This window comes from Vibrio sp. 1557 (genome assembly GCF_033340175.1).
In the GTDB taxonomy this organism is placed as follows: domain Bacteria; phylum Pseudomonadota; class Gammaproteobacteria; order Enterobacterales; family Vibrionaceae; genus Vibrio; species Vibrio alginolyticus.
The window spans coordinates 39,399-55,477 of the sequence record NZ_JAWOVZ010000011.1 but is presented as its reverse complement, the minus strand read 5'-3'; the positions used below and the strand labels follow the sequence as shown (position 1 = coordinate 55,477).

The 16,079-nt window shown below is 41.8% G+C and carries 14 protein-coding genes; 10 read left to right on the top strand and 4 right to left on the bottom strand.

Annotated features, from left to right (window positions below):
- Positions 1 to 148: 148 nt before the first annotated feature.
- The 7 genes from pyrD to rmf all read left to right on the top strand — a co-directional run bounded on the left by pyrD (position 149) and on the right by rmf (position 8,734).
- Positions 149 to 1,159 carry a quinone-dependent dihydroorotate dehydrogenase gene (gene pyrD / locus R7070_RS14425; RefSeq protein WP_005377443.1) on the top strand — a complete coding sequence of 337 codons (1,011 nt, stop codon included), beginning with the start codon at positions 149 to 151 and terminating at the stop codon, positions 1,157 to 1,159.
- Positions 1,160 to 1,327: 168 nt separating this feature from the next.
- Positions 1,328 to 1,870: a cell division protein ZapC gene (locus R7070_RS14420; protein WP_005377444.1), complete on the top strand. Its 543-nt coding sequence runs from the start codon at positions 1,328 to 1,330 to the stop codon at positions 1,868 to 1,870.
- Positions 1,871 to 2,356: 486 nt separating this feature from the next.
- Entirely contained in the window at positions 2,357 to 4,477 is a 2,121-nt protein-coding gene (rlmKL, locus tag R7070_RS14415) for a bifunctional 23S rRNA (guanine(2069)-N(7))-methyltransferase RlmK/23S rRNA (guanine(2445)-N(2))-methyltransferase RlmL (RefSeq protein WP_062730585.1), read from the top strand.
- Positions 4,478 to 4,498: 21 nt separating this feature from the next.
- Positions 4,499 to 4,741 (top strand): glutaredoxin family protein, encoded by a 243-nt coding sequence (locus R7070_RS14410; RefSeq protein ID WP_017821808.1) that lies wholly within the window; start codon positions 4,499 to 4,501, stop codon positions 4,739 to 4,741.
- Positions 4,719 to 6,638, top strand: coding sequence for an ABC transporter ATP-binding protein (locus R7070_RS14405; RefSeq protein ID WP_005377449.1), 1,920 nt, complete (start codon positions 4,719 to 4,721; stop codon positions 6,636 to 6,638). Before R7070_RS14410 ends, R7070_RS14405 begins: the two co-directional genes overlap by 23 nt.
- A gap of 7 nt (positions 6,639 to 6,645) precedes the next feature.
- Entirely contained in the window at positions 6,646 to 8,379 is a 1,734-nt protein-coding gene (locus R7070_RS14400; RefSeq protein WP_025766617.1) for a DUF3466 family protein, read from the top strand.
- Between the two features lie 181 nt (positions 8,380 to 8,560).
- Positions 8,561 to 8,734: a ribosome modulation factor gene (gene rmf, locus R7070_RS14395; protein WP_005377453.1), complete on the top strand. Its 174-nt coding sequence runs from the start codon at positions 8,561 to 8,563 to the stop codon at positions 8,732 to 8,734.
- 140 nt (positions 8,735 to 8,874) lie between these two features.
- Here the strand turns inward: rmf and fabA are convergent, their stop codons facing one another.
- Together fabA and R7070_RS14385 are read right to left on the bottom strand one after the other, a co-directional pair.
- Positions 8,875 to 9,393, bottom strand: a complete 519-nt coding sequence (gene fabA, locus R7070_RS14390; RefSeq protein WP_318141230.1) for a bifunctional 3-hydroxydecanoyl-ACP dehydratase/trans-2-decenoyl-ACP isomerase — start codon at positions 9,391 to 9,393, stop codon at positions 8,875 to 8,877.
- Between the two features lie 70 nt (positions 9,394 to 9,463).
- Positions 9,464 to 11,104, bottom strand: coding sequence for a Lon protease family protein (locus tag R7070_RS14385; protein WP_005377458.1), 1,641 nt, complete (start codon positions 11,102 to 11,104; stop codon positions 9,464 to 9,466).
- 210 nt (positions 11,105 to 11,314) lie between these two features.
- Here R7070_RS14385 and matP point away from each other — a divergent pair, with 210 nt between their 5' ends.
- The 3 genes from matP to R7070_RS14370 all read left to right on the top strand — a co-directional run bounded on the left by matP (position 11,315) and on the right by R7070_RS14370 (position 12,529).
- On the top strand, positions 11,315 to 11,764 hold the full coding sequence (gene matP, locus R7070_RS14380) for a macrodomain Ter protein MatP (RefSeq protein ID WP_005396497.1): 450 nt from the start codon (positions 11,315 to 11,317) through the stop codon (positions 11,762 to 11,764).
- 15 nt (positions 11,765 to 11,779) lie between these two features.
- Positions 11,780 to 12,091, top strand: coding sequence for a DUF3634 family protein (locus tag R7070_RS14375; protein WP_005377468.1), 312 nt, complete (start codon positions 11,780 to 11,782; stop codon positions 12,089 to 12,091).
- 114 nt (positions 12,092 to 12,205) lie between these two features.
- Positions 12,206 to 12,529, top strand: coding sequence for a hypothetical protein (locus tag R7070_RS14370; protein WP_025766620.1), 324 nt, complete (start codon positions 12,206 to 12,208; stop codon positions 12,527 to 12,529).
- A gap of 621 nt (positions 12,530 to 13,150) precedes the next feature.
- On the opposite strand, the gene R7070_RS14365 is transcribed toward R7070_RS14370, so the two are convergent.
- Both R7070_RS14365 and R7070_RS14360 read right to left on the bottom strand, forming a co-directional pair.
- Positions 13,151 to 14,872, bottom strand: coding sequence for an ATP-binding protein (locus tag R7070_RS14365; RefSeq protein WP_054574154.1), 1,722 nt, complete (start codon positions 14,870 to 14,872; stop codon positions 13,151 to 13,153).
- On the bottom strand, positions 14,862 to 16,043 hold the full coding sequence (locus tag R7070_RS14360; protein ID WP_256900498.1) for an FIST signal transduction protein: 1,182 nt from the start codon (positions 16,041 to 16,043) through the stop codon (positions 14,862 to 14,864). The genes R7070_RS14365 and R7070_RS14360 overlap by 11 nt, the downstream gene beginning before the upstream one ends.
- Positions 16,044 to 16,079 lie beyond the last annotated feature (36 nt).

Below are 16,079 nucleotides of genomic sequence, written 5' to 3'. Positions count from 1 at the left end.
AAACTTGATTGTAATTGTTTGTTTTATATTTAAAAATCTTATTAAGATATAGGTTTTTACTTATTACGTTCATTTTCATTGAATTACGATGAAAAACGGTAAATAATATTGTCCCGTTTATACGGGGCTTTTTTCTTTCGGAGGCACAATGCTTTACCGTCTAGCCAGAACTGGCTTTTTCCAACTCGATGCCGAGAAGGCACATGATCTTGCAATCAAGAACTTCCAACGCTTTAACGGCACACCACTTGATCTCTTTTACCGCCAACAGTTACCAACTCGTCCAGTTGAGTGTATGGGTCTAACATTCCGTAACCCTGTTGGTCTTGCGGCTGGTTTAGATAAAAACGGCGAATGTATTGAAGCATTTGATGCCATGGGCTTTGGCTTTGTTGAAGTTGGCACTGTAACGCCACGACCACAACCAGGTAATGATAAACCACGCTTATTCCGTTTAGTGGAAGCAGAAGGGATCATCAACCGCATGGGCTTTAATAACCTAGGCGTTGATAATTTGATCGAGAATGTTAAACGAGCAAAATTCAATTGTGTTCTCGGAATTAATATCGGTAAAAATAAAGATACGCCAATTGAGAAAGGGGCAGAGGACTACCTGATTTGTATGGAAAAAGTGTATGAGTATGCTGGCTATATTGCAGTAAACATCTCATCGCCAAACACTCCAGGTCTTCGTTCACTTCAATATGGTGAAGCGCTTGATGAACTGCTTTCCGAATTAAAAGCGAAACAAGCGGAGTTATCAGAGAAGTACAACAAGTATGTCCCGTTAGCATTAAAGATTGCGCCAGATTTAAGTGACGATGAAATCTGCCAAATCTGCGATTCTTTATTGAAAAACAATATAGATGGTGTGATCGCGACTAACACAACTTTGGATCGCACGATCGTAGAAGGGATGAGACACGCCAATGAGGCAGGTGGCTTGAGTGGTCGCCCTGTGCAATCACGCTCTACGGAGGTCGTACGTAAGCTTCATGAAGAGCTTGGAGACAAACTTCCAATTATCGGTGTTGGTGGTGTAGATTCCTATGTTGCAGCCAAAGAAAAGATCATGGCAGGCGCTAAACTTGTTCAAGTCTACACTGGCTTTATTTACCACGGCCCAGGTCTCGTACGTGATATTGTTAAGAATCTTTAACACATACATCAAAAACTACTGAAAAATCAGTACCTGTTACATAAAAAAGAGGACTTTGTTTCCTCTTTTTTTTTATCCGTTCGTTTGTAGAATTTAAAAATCACGAGTAGGTAATTAAGCGTCTTACCTCTTTACCACTGATTTAACTAGTCAAGAGAGAACGGAATAATGCTTAAACCCAGCGACAAATGGAATTGGTATTTTGACGAGCAAAAAGCTTGCTTAATGCTGGATCTGGGGGAGGAAATGATTTTCCAAACCAATCTATCCCGAAAATTGTTGGTTAACTGTGCCTTCTCAAACAGTGAATTTACCGTTGATGACGCCAGCGCATTTCAAACGTTTAATGAGCGCATTCGCTGTCTCGATATCAGTGAATATCGCCAAGCTGAATTAACACTGTATTGTGTTGCTGCAAAGCGTTTTCATAAACCTGTACAGCCTAAGAGCTGGTTCTTCGATGCACAGTCCTCTGATTATGAACCTCAAGAAGGGGACATGGTCTTCCTCACAAATCAATATTCTGATGGTATGTTCATCGTTCTAGAACCAGGCGAAACATCGAGCTTATGTGCTTATGTTAACCAAGAAGCCTTTGTTCTTGATGGCAATAAGGCGCTTCAATTTGGGCAGCCGATTAAAGTAATGCATGATCGCATGGCTTGTGCAAACCACCTCTTTGCAATGACCCCTATGGCAATGGTGGGTTAAAGCTGTTTAATTTTTCTTTATTTCGTTCCTTTGTTTGCCTTAATCGACCTTACTGGGTCGATTTTTTTTGTCCTTTCCTCTGACACTCCAATCCGAAAGACCATGAAACTGTTTGTTTTCTATGCATGCAAACATGAAGCTGGTCACTTTTATTTTACTTATTTCAATTTGATTACTCCTTTAATTAGGCAACCTAGCGCCTAAAACAACCCTATTTATTCCCCTATAAAGGGCATTTGTAAGTAATTTACATCAACCAATCCAAGCTGGTGTATACCAAAATGCATGTAAATAAGTATTCACTTCTTCTAAAGGAAACAAAATACGTTCATAAATGAAAAACATTCAAACTAAAGATGTTGAAAGTTTTAGATCATTTGAGTGGTGATGATTTGAACTAACGGGTGGGAAAATACCTTTAAAAACGAGGCATTGATCGTAAAGTCAGGTATAATTGAAGCCATTTTTTATCAGCGAAAGAACACTATGAATCAATATCTCGCGGTAACTTCAAATGGCATGGAAAATTTGCTTGTTGAAGAACTGACTAAACTAGGCATTGAAAATGCGAAACCAGTACAGGCAGGCGTAAAATTTAAAGCGACAAACGAACAGGTTTATCGCTGTTGTTTGTGGAGCCGTTTAGCGTCTCGATTTGTACGTGTTTTATCTGAGTTCACGTGTAACAACGACATGGACTTGTATCTATCCACTTCCACTATTAACTGGGTTAACCAATTTCATAGCTCTAAACGCTTTGTTGTGGACTTTAACGGCACAAACCGTGAGATTAGAAATAGCCAATACGGGGCTATGAAGGTCAAAGATGGCATCGTAGATTGCTTTGAGAATAAAGGCTTGCCACGTCCTAATATCAGCAAAGAACGCCCAGATATTCGTATTCACGTTCGTTTGCATAAAGATAAAGCGTTGCTTGGGGTAGACATGGTAGGTAGTGGTCTTCATCAGCGTGGTTATCGACCAGAATCGGGTCGTGCGCCATTACGTGAAACGCTTGCTTCTGCGATTATCATGCGTTGTGGCTGGGATGGGCATCAACCATTACTCGATCCAATGTGTGGTTCTGGTACTTTGCTTATTGAAGCGGCAATGATGGCAGCCAACATGGCACCTGGCGTTAAGCGCAAACAATGGGGCTTCGAAGTTTTGGAAGACTTTGAACCGGAGACCTGGGCTGAGATTAAATCAGAGGCTAATGTTCAAGCTAGACGGGGTGTCAAGAAAGTTGACGCTAAGTTTTTTGGATTCGATAACGACCCCAAAGTATTAAAAGTCGCTCAAGAAAACGCCCGCAGAGCAGGTGTTGAAGAGTTGATTGAGTTTGCGCAAGGTGATGCTGCAACTATTACTCGTCCCGCAGGATTTGAACACGGTGTTATCGTTTCAAACCCACCTTACGGTGAGCGTCTAGGAACTGAGCCGGGGCTGATTGCGCTCTATACCGCATTCGGTGGACAGCTAAAATCTGAGTTTGGCGGATGTAAAGCATCTATCTTCTCTAGCTCAGACGAGCTCTTGAGTTGCCTTCGTATGCGCGCTGATAAACAGTTTAAATTGAACAATGGTGCGTTACCGTGTCACCAAAAGAACTATAGCATTGCCGAGCGCAGCGCTGATGAAGTTAAAGGTGCAGATACTAACGTTCAAATCGCACCAGACTTCTCAAACCGTTTGAAGAAAAACATTGGCAAGATTGGCAAGTGGGCGCGTAAAGAGAAACTAGACTGCTATCGTATCTACGATGCAGACCTTCCAGAATACAACGTAGCGATCGACGTGTACGGCGATCAAATTGTGATTCAAGAGTACGCAGCACCTAAGAACATCCCTGAAGAAAAAGCCAAGCGTCGTCTAACGGACATTATCCGTGCGACGATTCAGGTGACCGGTGTCGAAGCGAACAAAGTTGTACTGAAAGTTCGTGAGAAGCAGAAAGGTCGAAGCCAGTACCAAAAATTAGGTCAGGTATCTGAGACGCTCGAAGTAAACGAGTACGGTGTGAAGCTGATCGTGAACCTTCATGACTACCTAGACACAGGCCTGTTCTTGGATCATAAGATCACTCGTCGTCGTCTTGGCGAAATGGCACAGGGTAAAGATTTCCTTAACTTGTTTGCTTACACTGGTAGTGCAACAGTGCACGCTGCAGTTGGTGGTGCGCGTTCCACTACAACTGTCGATATGTCAAACACCTACTTGAACTGGGCGAAAGACAATATGCAGCTTAATGGCTGTGTAGGGCGCCAACATAAATATGAACAAGCGGACTGTTTGCAATGGCTAGAAAACGCAAAAAGTGAGTACGACTTGATCTTTATTGACCCACCTACGTTCTCTAACTCTAAGCGTATGGAAACATCATTCGATGTACAACGTGACCACATTAAGCTAATGAAGAACCTCAAACGTTTACTGAGAAGTGAAGGCACAATCGTATTTTCAAATAACAAACGTCACTTCAAGATGGATGAAGAATCACTCGCTGAATTGGGTTTGAAGGCTCAGAATATTTCTTCTCAAACGTTACCATTAGATTTTGCGCGTAATAAACAGATTCATAACTGTTGGCTAGTAACGCACGCGTAGTATAAACAAAAGGATTAATACGTGCTGATATTGTATAGCACGGAGGGATGCCATCTTTGTGAGATGGCATTTGCTCTAGTAGACCAAGTCGGTTTGGCCGAGCAAACAGATATCATCGATATTGCGTTCGATGATGTACTATTTTCTCGTTACGGCGTCACAATACCCGTATTAAAATATCAAGATTCTGAGTTGAACTGGCCGTTTGACTTAGAACAACTCACACATTGGTTGGATAATAATGGCATTACTTACCATTCATAACGCACAACTTGCATTTGGTGACCACCCATTGCTAGACAAAGCGGAGTTCGCTCTTCAAGAAAACGAACGCGTTTGTTTAGTTGGTCGTAACGGAGCAGGTAAGTCCACGTTAATGAAAGTGCTTGCCGGCGACATTTTGTTGGATGATGGCAAGATTCAAATAACTCAAGACGTAGTAGTTTCTCGGCTTGAACAAGATCCACCGCGCAATCAAGAGGGTACGGTTTACGAATACGTATCTGGCGGTTTGGCTGAAATCGGCGAACAATTGAAGATCTATCACGATCTTCTCGATCTTGTTGCTCAAGACCCAAGTGAGAAGAACATTAACCGTTTGGCGAAAGTTCAAGAGCAACTTGATCATTCTAACGCTTGGCGCTTTGATGACCGTGTTAAGAACGTACTTGGCGCTTTAAAACTAAGCCCAGAAACCAAACTGACCGATCTATCCGGTGGCTGGCAACGTAAAGCTGCTTTAGCTCGTGCGCTGGTTTGTGATCCTGATGTATTGCTTCTTGATGAGCCAACAAACCATCTCGATGTGACAACGATCGAATGGTTAGAGAACTTCTTAAAAGACTTCAAAGGCTCGATCATCTTTATTTCTCACGACCGTGCATTCATCAAGTCGATGGCGACACGCATCGTCGACTTAGATCGCGGTCAATTAGCTTCTTTCCCTGGTAATTACGAACAGTATTTGAATGACAAAGAAGAAATGCTTCGCGTCGAAGAAATGCAAAATGCTGAGTTCGATAAGAAACTAGCTCAGGAAGAAGTGTGGATTCGTCAAGGCATTAAAGCACGTCGTACTCGTAATGAAGGCCGTGTTCGAGCCCTTAAAAAACTTCGTGAAGAGCGTCGTGACCGTCGTGAAGTTCAAGGTAAAGTTAACCTAAACATCGATGATGCTTCTCGTTCAGGTAAGATTGTATTTGAAGCAGAAAATGTATCTTTTGCTTACGAAGGCAAGACAATTGTCGACGACTTTAGCTTTAACATCATGCGTGGTGACCGTATTGCACTTATCGGACCAAATGGCTGCGGTAAGAGTACGGTACTTAAATTGCTACTAGGGCAATTGGAAGCGCAGTCTGGTCGTTTACACTGCGGAACAAAATTAGAAGTCGCGTACTTTGATCAGTACCGAGAGATTTTGGATCCAGAAAAGACAGTGATCGATAACTTAGCGGATGGGAAACAAGAAGTAATGGTTGGGGGGCGTCAGCGTCATGCGCTGAGTTATCTTCAAGACTTCTTATTTGCACCCAAGCGCGCCAGAACCCCGGTTAAGGCACTTTCTGGTGGTGAGAAAAACCGATTATTGCTAGCCCGTATCTTGTTGAAACCAAACAACTTACTTATTCTTGATGAACCAACTAACGATTTGGATATCGAAACGTTGGAACTTTTAGAAGAAATGCTTGCCAATTATCAGGGTACATTATTGTTAGTGAGTCACGACCGTGAGTTCGTAGACAACACAGTAACAACCAGCTGGATTTTTGAGGGTAACGGTATAATCGAAGAGTTCGTTGGTGGTTATCATGATGCTAAACAGCAGCGTGACCAAGTTCTTGCTTCGCGCAGTCAGGTTGAAAAACCAACAAAGAAAGAGAAAGTGGTTGAGGAAACTCCCAAAACTACGCAACCTAAGAACAATTCGAAGAAGTTATCGTATAAGCTGCAAAGAGAATTAGAGGCTCTACCAGCTAAACTTGAACAATTAGAGTCGGATATCGAGAGCCTTCAGGAGCAAGTGAACGATCCAGAGTTCTTTGCTAAACCTGTAGAGCAAACTCAGCCGGTATTGGAACAGCTTGCTGCATTAGAGCAGGAGTTGGAAATCGCATTCGAGAGATGGGAAGAACTCGAAGCAATGCAACAGGATAGTTAAGAATTCAATGAATTGTAGTAATAAATTCAAATTGACCGCCATTGCAATGATGGTTGGTACCACAATGAACGCACAGGCGGCATTGTATCAAGTTGTTGAGGTTTCACCTCAGGATCATGGTTCAAACGGTGACTACCAAACGGCTTACGGGGTTGCAATTCAACAGGGCAATGCAGGTACAGATCCTTCAACAGGTTCACCTTTCGCTCTAGGCTGCTTTGATGCAGCAGCAAACTGCACGCCAGAGCAGTTTAAACTTGCAATGGAAACTCGCACTACACCGATTTCAGCGACACAAGCCGTGGATGGGAACAGCTATCGTGAAGAAATCCCATTCGGATTAGACGCTGGCTTTTATTACATCCAAGAACTCAAAGACTTTGAGCGTTACTGTTACAACCAGCTTCGCTATTCCACCTGTGACTCATGGGCTTCAGTAAACTGGACGCCGTGGAATAAAGAACGTAGTAAAGACTTTACTTCTAATGCGTTAGCGTTCATAGAAGAAGATTCTGCTGCTTATAAAAATGAATATAACAATGTTATCAACCAGCTTACCGAGGATGGTGCAGCTGTCGGTAATCAGAGTAAAGTTAGCACAGAAAATACTTCTACATTAGAAACACGAAATACCGTAGTTGCACCAGTAGAGCCAAATATTCTTACTGGCGATGGTGACGCAAGTGTTGTGCAAAGCCATGCTTGGAGCACAGACGGCAATTTTACTGTTGGCAGTGTTTCTCGAACAGCAAGCAATACCAATGGATCTCACCACACATCAAAAGCAGCGATTTGGGATCAAAGCGGAACCGTCAGTGAATTGGCTTGGCCAAGTGGCACATCTAAAGATGGAGAAAGGTTAGCTCAAGGGAGCATGCGTGACCTTGTCACTGATGGAACTACGGTCTATGGCGTAGGTTACAACACTTACAGTGATGATAACTACCTGAATGCGACTGTTTTTGTCGGAACTCTAGAAGCCGAAGGTAGCGTTGAAAACGCAACTTGGAAAAACAAAGTTGTTGTAGGAGCTAGACAGCGCGAGGGTGATGATACGGTTCATACAAACTCACGATTAACCGACGTTAACTCTAATTTTGTTGCTATTGGTGAAGCAAAACGTTCGGGCGGATACTTAATGCCAACGGGCTCTGCTCCGAATCGTCTCTTTATCGTAGATGATGTTCGTAAGGATTCTATTAGCGCTTTTTACCCAACTACTGGCATTTTCTTTAGCGGTGCGGGCGGTAAGATGGGCGGTATCAACTCTTACAATGAAATCGTCGGGCAACTTGATGCAGAAACGACTCGTGAAGACGATGGCAAGCCACGTCGTAAGCGCGGTTTTATCTATCCATATAGCCTAGGTGGCGAGACTAGTGAACGTGCTGCAACATTGTTTAATGGAAAAGCTTGGTTCCTAGACAGTTTGACTAATGGCGGTGATTACTCTGAACAAAACAATCAGTTCCGTATTATCGACGCAACTGATATCAATGATGCAGGTGTGATCTCTGGTACAGCTATGAAATGTGCAGGTGGTTATAGCACAACAGCAAACAATGCGACATGTAGCTCTGAAGAGCAAATTGTAGCAGTCAAACTAGTACCTATTGCTGACGCAACTAAGGACGACATCGTATCTCGAAGCATTGACTCAACGACGACAGAGCGTCAAGGTGCAGGCCTTGGTTGGTTAGCTTTGACCATGCTTGGATTGTTTGGGTTCCGTAGAAAATAGTTAAAAATCGTCAGTAATTTTTAAATCAAGCAGATGCTCACACATTTGAGTCTCTGCTTTTTTTATGCCTTGAGAAATTGCCTACTTTGATCGATTCTTATAAGTGGAGTCATAAAAACTCCATCAAAGTTTCACAATAACAGCTGTACGTTAGTAAATGGACCTGTATGAGGAATTAACTATGAAGAGACAAAAGCGTGATCGCCTAGAACGAGCTCAATCTCAAGGCTACAAAGCTGGGTTGAATGGAAGGTCTCAAGAGGCTTGCCCATATCAACAAGTTGATGCTCGGTCGTATTGGTTAGGTGGTTGGCGTGATGCCAGAGATGAAAGACAATCTGGTCTCTACAAATAAACTCTCCACATACAAAAAGAAGGATTCGAAAGGGCTCTACGGAGCCTTTTCTACATTATAGGGACATAGGGAAGTAGGTTAACACTCGACAACAAAAAGGCTCCTAAATAGGAGCCTTAATAAATCGATTAAAATCGTGATTAGAAGCTTGAAGTGTCTTGGAACAAGCCAACTTTCAAATCTTTTGCTACGTAGATTTCTTTGCCGTCCACACATACACGACCGTCGGCCAAACCCATCACAAGTTTACGGTTTACAACGCGTTTCATGTGGATTTCGTACGTCACTTTTTTCGCTGTTGGCAGGATCTGACCTGTAAACTTCACTTCGCCAACAGCCAGAGCACGACCTTTTCCTTTGCCACCAACCCAGCCAAGGAAGAAACCAACAAGTTGCCACATCGCATCAAGGCCAAGACAACCCGGCATTACTGGGTCGCCAGGGAAGTGGCAGTCAAAGAACCACAAATCTGGAGTAATATCCAATTCCGCCAAGATCAAACCTTTACCAAAATCGCCTTCAGTCTCAGACATTTTAGTAACACGATCCATCATTAGCATGTTTGGCGCAGGAAGCTGAGGGTAACCAGGCCCAAACAGTTCGCCTTGGCTAGAAGCAAGTAGATCGTCACGGTTATAAGAATCACGTTTGTTTTGCATTATCAATTACTCCAATTTTTGATAGCTGCATCTTAGTGAACACGTGTACGCTAAACAACTCCGATCAGTACTAGACAAACCAGTTTTTGATGCGCTGCACAATTCCTTCTGGATGCTCATGTCTTTCAAAGTTTTCAATACGTTCCGCTATTTTGCCAATAATGCTATCGTCTTCACCTCTAAAAGGTTTATTCATTACAATCGGAATAGCTTCATCTACGGTAGAAACGGACCAAATATGGAACTCACCATTTTTAATGCTTTCTATTACATCTTTATGTAATGCAAGGTGTTTAAGGTTTGATTTTGGCATCACAACACCTTGATTTCCTGTAAAACCTTGATGTTTACAAACCTGATAAAAGCCTTCAATTTTTTCGTTCAAGCCACCGACGGCTTGCACTCGACCAAACTGATCAACAGCTCCTGTAACAGCAACTTGTTGATTAATTGGAGATTCAGATAAAGCACTCACCAAGCAACAAAGTTCTGCAAGAGATGCGCTGTCACCATCAACTTCACTATAAGACTGTTCAAATACGATGGAGGCAGAGTAAGGCAGTGGTTCATCCAGTTTCAGAGCAGAGCTCAAGAAAGCTTGCATAATCATCATGCCTTTTGCATGTAGATTGCCTCCAAGCTCAGCTTTGCGCTCAACATCGGAAACATCGCCATCACCAAAATGAATTACACAAGATATTCGTGCAGGCTCACCATAGCTGACAGGGTGCCCAGCCATATCAATAACGGTTAGGCCATTGATTTGACCAACTTGTTCCCCAGTTGTCTCAATGATGACTTGTCCATCTAAAATATCGTACACGGCACGCTGAGGAAGGTAAGATTCTCGGTAATACTTGTCGTCAATCGCTTTATCTAACGACTTGTAATCTAATGCGTGACCATCACTGAACTGGCTGGCAAGCGTTAGAAGTTGAGAGTGCCACATTACTCCTAAAGGCAGATAATGTTGATCTTCAGTAAATCTCATACCGGCTAGCAACAATCTTCTAAAACCACATTCAGTTAAGTGAGGCAGCTGATATTGAGAACATATCCAGTTCACTAAACCAAAGTAATCTGTCAAATTCTGCTCTGACAGATGAATATCTTCTTCAACTTCCGTATACATGGCAAAGCCAGAACAGAAGTCTTCATCGATGTATTCTAGCTCTGCTAACTGACTTCTTTCTCCTGTTACAATCAGTTTTACATCATAAGCTTTAGCTTGCGGTACTGAAGTAGGTAAACGAGTAGGGCTTAGGTTCAGTGGCTCGATAAGGTTTTGTTGAATTGCAGACTTTATATTTGGCCAAAGCCCTGGGTTAGCCAAAATTAGATTAGCCGGTACAATTAAGTAACCGTTATCTGCCTGTGAAATTAAACCAGGTTGGAAGGCAATATCACCACTTACATCAACACTGTAACGGTCAAATAAACGTTTGGCATCAAGTGATTCCGAAAAAACTATCGCAGCGTTAGACTGGCTCTGAAGAGCTTTACTGATGAACTCTCTATATACAGAATTATCTACGCAGTTAATGAGTAGTACTCGCGTCAATCCGGAAATTTTTGAAAAACGAGATATCGTTGCCGACATTCTCGGTTGGAGATCAGTAAAAGACTTCTTTGGTAACGAAGGTGCAGACTTTAAAAGTGCTTCGTACTGCTCAAGTGAAGGTGTTACGTCTTGCCAATTAAGTTGGTTCATTAAAATTCATCGTAATTCAATCTTGCCGACATTATAACGAAACGGACTATAACACCCTAGCACCAATTTGGTTTGCTCTCGGCATTCATCTCTCAATGAACAATACTTAGACAAATGAGTGATCAACATCGATACTTCTAAGAGTTTTATTTGCCCAAGTAAACCATCTGGGTTACGCTGTCACTAGGTTATGTTTATGGGTCGGAACAAATGAAATATCAGCAGCTTGAGAATCTAGAATGTGGGTGGAAATGGAAGTATCTCATCAAAAAATGGAAAGATGGTGAAGCGATTACCCGACATATTGATACAAGCGAAGCAGATGCAGCGGTCGCAGAACTAAAACGCCTTGAACACGAGCCTACACTTGTCTTAGCTTGGATAGAAAACCACATGTCAGAAGAGTTAGATAATAAACTCAAGCAGGCTATCCGAGCGAAACGGAAACGTCACTTCAATGCAGAGCAAGTCCATACAAAGAAGAAATCCATTGATTTAGATTACCGAGTTTGGGAAAAGCTTTCTAGTAGAGCGAATGAACTTGGTTGTACGTTATCTGACGCAATTGAATATTTGCTTTCCGAAGCGTCGAGAAGTGAAAAAGCGAGTCAAAAAGTTACCTCAATTAAAGAGGATTTGAGTAAATTGCTATCTAGCTAGGATAGGGAGTGCCAAATGTTATATGTAATCTTAATTGCAGCCATCGTGATCTTTTGGTTGATCGCAGTCGATAGGCCGGTGTTAAAAGTAAAGTTCGATAATGGCCATATTAGTAACGTAAAAGGGCATCTACCTCCTTCTTTCAAACACAACTTACAGGATATTAGTGAGCATAACCCGTTTACTGGTGAAATGAAGGTGTATAGCCAACGAACAGGAATGCGCTTAAGCTTTTCCAAAGGCATTCCCAAAAAAGTTCAACAGAGGATTCGTAACGTTTTTCCGCACCAGGGCTTCAAAGCAAACAAAGGCAAGAAGCGCGCTTAATTACATATCAGTTACTTCATCATGTTAAATGGGACGCAATGTGGCGTCCCATTTTCGTATCTACAGAAAAATTACTTATCATCGAACAATCAACAACATAAACGGACCAAAACGATGAGATACGTTGTAACTTTAATGGTATTGATCTTTGCAAGTAATTCAGTTTTTGCTGACGATTCAGAAACGAACCTGTTGGCTAAAAAGATTAAGACTAAGCTTCAAAAGAAAGTAGACAATAAGTTTGATGGCTATCAAGGTTATTGTGACGTCATGATAGAAATGGAGCACAAAAGTAAAAACGCAGTAATAAAAAGAGTAACCAGCAGTGGTGACCAAAAAGTGTGTAGGTACGTTAAGTCCAACTTGAAGAAAGGAAAACGCTATCGTTACAAATACCCCGAAAAGTACATTCGCCTCCATATAACCACAGGCTTATAAATGTTTCAGAACGCAACTGAGCTCGTGATTTTTGGCAGATTTCGTTGCGGAGCGATTAGAGCGTTTAGCTGATTTTTGCTGTTGTACGAGGCGAGTATGAAAGGCTTTTTTGTTTGGTAGCGCTTAAGTTAGTAATCGTGATGCCATTGAATGGCAAATTCAGTGAGTTGGCCATCATCACCATACATAGATTGATTCAGGTGCTTACGGAAGGACACGCCAGTAAGTCGGGGACTAAGCGCGCATCAATTTTCAATAAGAGATTTGATTTGCTTCGTAAGCATAACCACAAACCAAACTAGCGATTGCAAGTCCACAGGAGCCTCGGTTAAAGCCTCAAAAGCAAACAATGTTGTTAATCTTAGGAGGACATTTTAAAGTAGCTAAAACCGGACATTATTGCTTTGAGATCCCACCCCCTTGGTGCGCATTATATGTGTTATGTTAAATTACTTATTGCCGTACGCTAAATGTTGTCTGAGTATGCTCCTATTCCCCTGCAGATTTTAAATTTAAGGGCCTTACTGTGAGTATTAAACATAATCGTTATTTACCATAAAATACTTAATATAGATCTTAATAATCTATCGATTGTTAAGATCTATATTAACGCCTTTTTACTTATTGAAATGACTGTATAGCTTCAAAGATATCTTGTCTTCTAACTGGCTTGGAAATGAATCCGTCCATACCGGCATCCAGGCATTTATCTCTATCGCTTTCTAGCGCATGTGCAGTTAACGCTATAATTGGGGTCCTGAGACCTTTATCTCGAATAAGTCTTGTTGCGGTAATTCCATCCATCACTGGCATCGAGACATCCATGAGAATCAAATCGATTAAATCCTCATTCTCTTCTAAAAATGTTAATGCCTCTGCTCCATGGCTTGCGATATGAACATTATGGCCAAGCTTATTTAAGATAAGCTTTATTACGAACTGATTCGATTCGGTATCTTCTACGACGAGAAGTTCCATTGCTTTTGTCGGTTGATTGGTTTCGATTCTAACTGGACGATTTTGATTACAACGAGTCAAAACTGGAATCGAAATCGTAAAGGTTGAACCAACATGCTCATCACTTTTAACGGCAATCTTTCCACGCATCATTTCGACTAAATGCTTGGTTATTGCGAGCCCCAGTCCTGTACCACCGAAGCGTCTCGTGATGGAACGGTCTCCTTGATGAAATGCCGTAAACAAGTGCTCTTGCTTTGCTTTAGATATACCAATTCCAGTGTCAGATATTGAGATCACAAGTTCAGCATCTTGCTCAGATACAGAAACTTTTACTTCACCTTCGTCTGTAAACTTTATTGCATTCCCTATTAGATTAAACAGAATTTGAGATAACCGCGTGGAGTCAATCCAAAATTGTTTGTCATTAGTGACAGTACAGTTGAGCTTGAATTTAAGATTTTTCTTCTTAGCTATTTGTTTTTGCTGAGAAATAACAAAAGTGACAGTGTCTCTTAAGTTAATCCATTGTTCATTGAGCTGAAAGCGACCTGACTCGATTTTAGAAAGATCAAGAATGTCACTGATTATCGCGAGAAGTAACTCTGCAGAGCACTCCATTTGGCTCAAAGCATCAATTTGTTCTTCTGACAAGGTTGATTGCTTCAGTATATCTAGCATTCCAAGAACGGAATTTAAAGGGGTTCTTATTTCATGACTCATCATCGCTAAGAACTCCGACTTAGACCGGTTCGCAAGCTCTGCTTCTTCTCTTGCTTTAGCGAGCTGAGTTGTTCTTACTTCAACGATACGTTGTAACTTCTCTTTGGTCTCGATATCAATGACCGCCCTTTCAATTAAGGGACGAAACCGCCTCAAGGTTTCCTTATTCTCTATGCTAAAGTGCCCTTTCTGAGCTCCAATAAGTAGGATTACGGTTTGCGTTACTTCTGAACGTATACCAGTTAAAACGACCGAGTTTACATGGCTTTTTATAAAGCTGTTTAAGTTAACAAACTCAGCGAGTTTATCTGGCTCGAACAGTAGAATGCATTCACCATTGAGAGCTCTTTGATAGGTGTTACCGTGTAACCAGGATACATTATCAAATACGCTATTAGTTGATATCAATGTCTTGAAGGGATATCGTTCACCATCACGAGTCAGTACAATAAAATCATCGAAGCTGATGTACTTTTTGAGGACATTGTTTAATCCCGTAAATATCTCATGCCGATTCTTTGCCTCACTCATCGCAGATATCGCGGAAAGAATGGCCTTGTTTTCATCAGCGAGTAGTCGTTCTCTTTGTCTAGCCTGCTTTAGCTCAACTAACGCTTCTTGAAGCGCTTCCTGTTGATATATGTCTAAGTATTTATCTTTCATAAGGTTTATGGAATATAGCCGATGAAATCATCAGGTTTCCATGTCCATTCTCACCACCAATAAATCTACCTTGCTCGCCGAAAGTAAAAGGGCAAATAAAAGGCAAATGTTCTAGTTCTTGGTTAATTTGTTCACAAACGCTATTCATGTCTTGCATTAAGTGCAACATGGGACCTGCGCAAAAGATATTTATCACTCCAATTTTTCGAGACTCTTCTAATTTTTGGTTAAAAGCGGCATTGACGACTTTTGCAGCGCGCGCAACGAGATGCTCACGACTTCCTTTCATTAATGTGAGCTCGTCACCCTCTTCTATTCGTGTAAACAACTCGATTCCACCATCTGGCGTCTCACGGATCGGATGGGATAATTTGTAATATGGGCGATCATAGAGATGACCTGCGATCCGCCCTAATGGATAAGCACTCGAGTTTGTAAACAGCATATTATCTTTACCTACTTGGTTATCCTGGTGATTTGTCCACCTTCTATAAACATTGAGCGCAGGTTCATTATCAATTTCAAGTAAGCATCTATCGTTGGTCTTGGTTGCAACACCTTTGATATTAGTTGGTGTATGCCCAGCGCTAAAAGCGATATCAACAGGTTGAGAGGAGTAAAAGAGAGTTAAGCTTAAACCTGAAGTTTGAGAGCCTTGGGCGGTTATCACAGACCATTTCCCAGCGATGTTATTATCAGCGGCCGAACCACCAATAATTGGAATTAGAGTTCCAAATCTTTCATCTATAGACGCAATGATTGATTCCTCTTGCCCTGGTGTAGCATGAAGTAGAATTAAGTTTGGTACCTCTCCTACACGGTTTGCGTTCTCAAGGGCCATATCCAAAGCATTGGTGACGCTGTCACCTGAGTTGTAATTAGAAATACCAATACCATAAGCATGAGGACCTGTATCATAAACAGCAAGTGCCGCAATTACTGGTCCTGTATGAAAGCCCTGATCTGTCATTACGGCTTGACATGAACTGGCGCCATGAAAAGGCACACCAGGAAAATGTGCAAGAAACGCTTCTCGAATCAACTCGAAATTGTATTCTTCCGTGTAGTAACACATCACGTAAGACAAGTTCTGTTGTGTCAATTCGGACCTGAGCGTTTTTATCGCTGAGTCTTCATCTTTAATATGAGTAAAAACTGATTGGCAATGCATACGATTTTATAATTGGATATCACTCTGCTGTTATAC

What these genes read in the sequence shown, in the direction of transcription:
- pyrD (WP_005377443.1), top strand. Translation starts at nt 149, where the DNA reads ATGCTTTACCGTCTAGCCAGAACTGGCTTTTTCCAACTCGATGCCGAG.
- R7070_RS14420 (WP_005377444.1), top strand. Translation starts at nt 1,328, where the DNA reads ATGCTTAAACCCAGCGACAAATGGAATTGGTATTTTGACGAGCAAAAA.
- rlmKL (WP_062730585.1), top strand. Translation starts at nt 2,357, where the DNA reads ATGAATCAATATCTCGCGGTAACTTCAAATGGCATGGAAAATTTGCTT.
- R7070_RS14405 (WP_005377449.1), top strand. Translation starts at nt 4,719, where the DNA reads ATGGCATTACTTACCATTCATAACGCACAACTTGCATTTGGTGACCAC.
- R7070_RS14400 (WP_025766617.1), top strand. Translation starts at nt 6,646, where the DNA reads ATGAATTGTAGTAATAAATTCAAATTGACCGCCATTGCAATGATGGTT.
- rmf (WP_005377453.1), top strand. Translation starts at nt 8,561, where the DNA reads ATGAAGAGACAAAAGCGTGATCGCCTAGAACGAGCTCAATCTCAAGGC.
- fabA (WP_318141230.1), bottom strand. Translation starts at nt 9,393, where the DNA reads ATGCAAAACAAACGTGATTCTTATAACCGTGACGATCTACTTGCTTCT.
- R7070_RS14385 (WP_005377458.1), bottom strand. Translation starts at nt 11,104, where the DNA reads ATGAACCAACTTAATTGGCAAGACGTAACACCTTCACTTGAGCAGTAC.
- matP (WP_005396497.1), top strand. Translation starts at nt 11,315, where the DNA reads ATGAAATATCAGCAGCTTGAGAATCTAGAATGTGGGTGGAAATGGAAG.
- R7070_RS14375 (WP_005377468.1), top strand. Translation starts at nt 11,780, where the DNA reads ATGTTATATGTAATCTTAATTGCAGCCATCGTGATCTTTTGGTTGATC.
- R7070_RS14370 (WP_025766620.1), top strand. Translation starts at nt 12,206, where the DNA reads ATGAGATACGTTGTAACTTTAATGGTATTGATCTTTGCAAGTAATTCA.
- R7070_RS14365 (WP_054574154.1), bottom strand. Translation starts at nt 14,872, where the DNA reads ATGAAAGATAAATACTTAGACATATATCAACAGGAAGCGCTTCAAGAA.
- R7070_RS14360 (WP_256900498.1), bottom strand. Translation starts at nt 16,043, where the DNA reads ATGCATTGCCAATCAGTTTTTACTCATATTAAAGATGAAGACTCAGCG.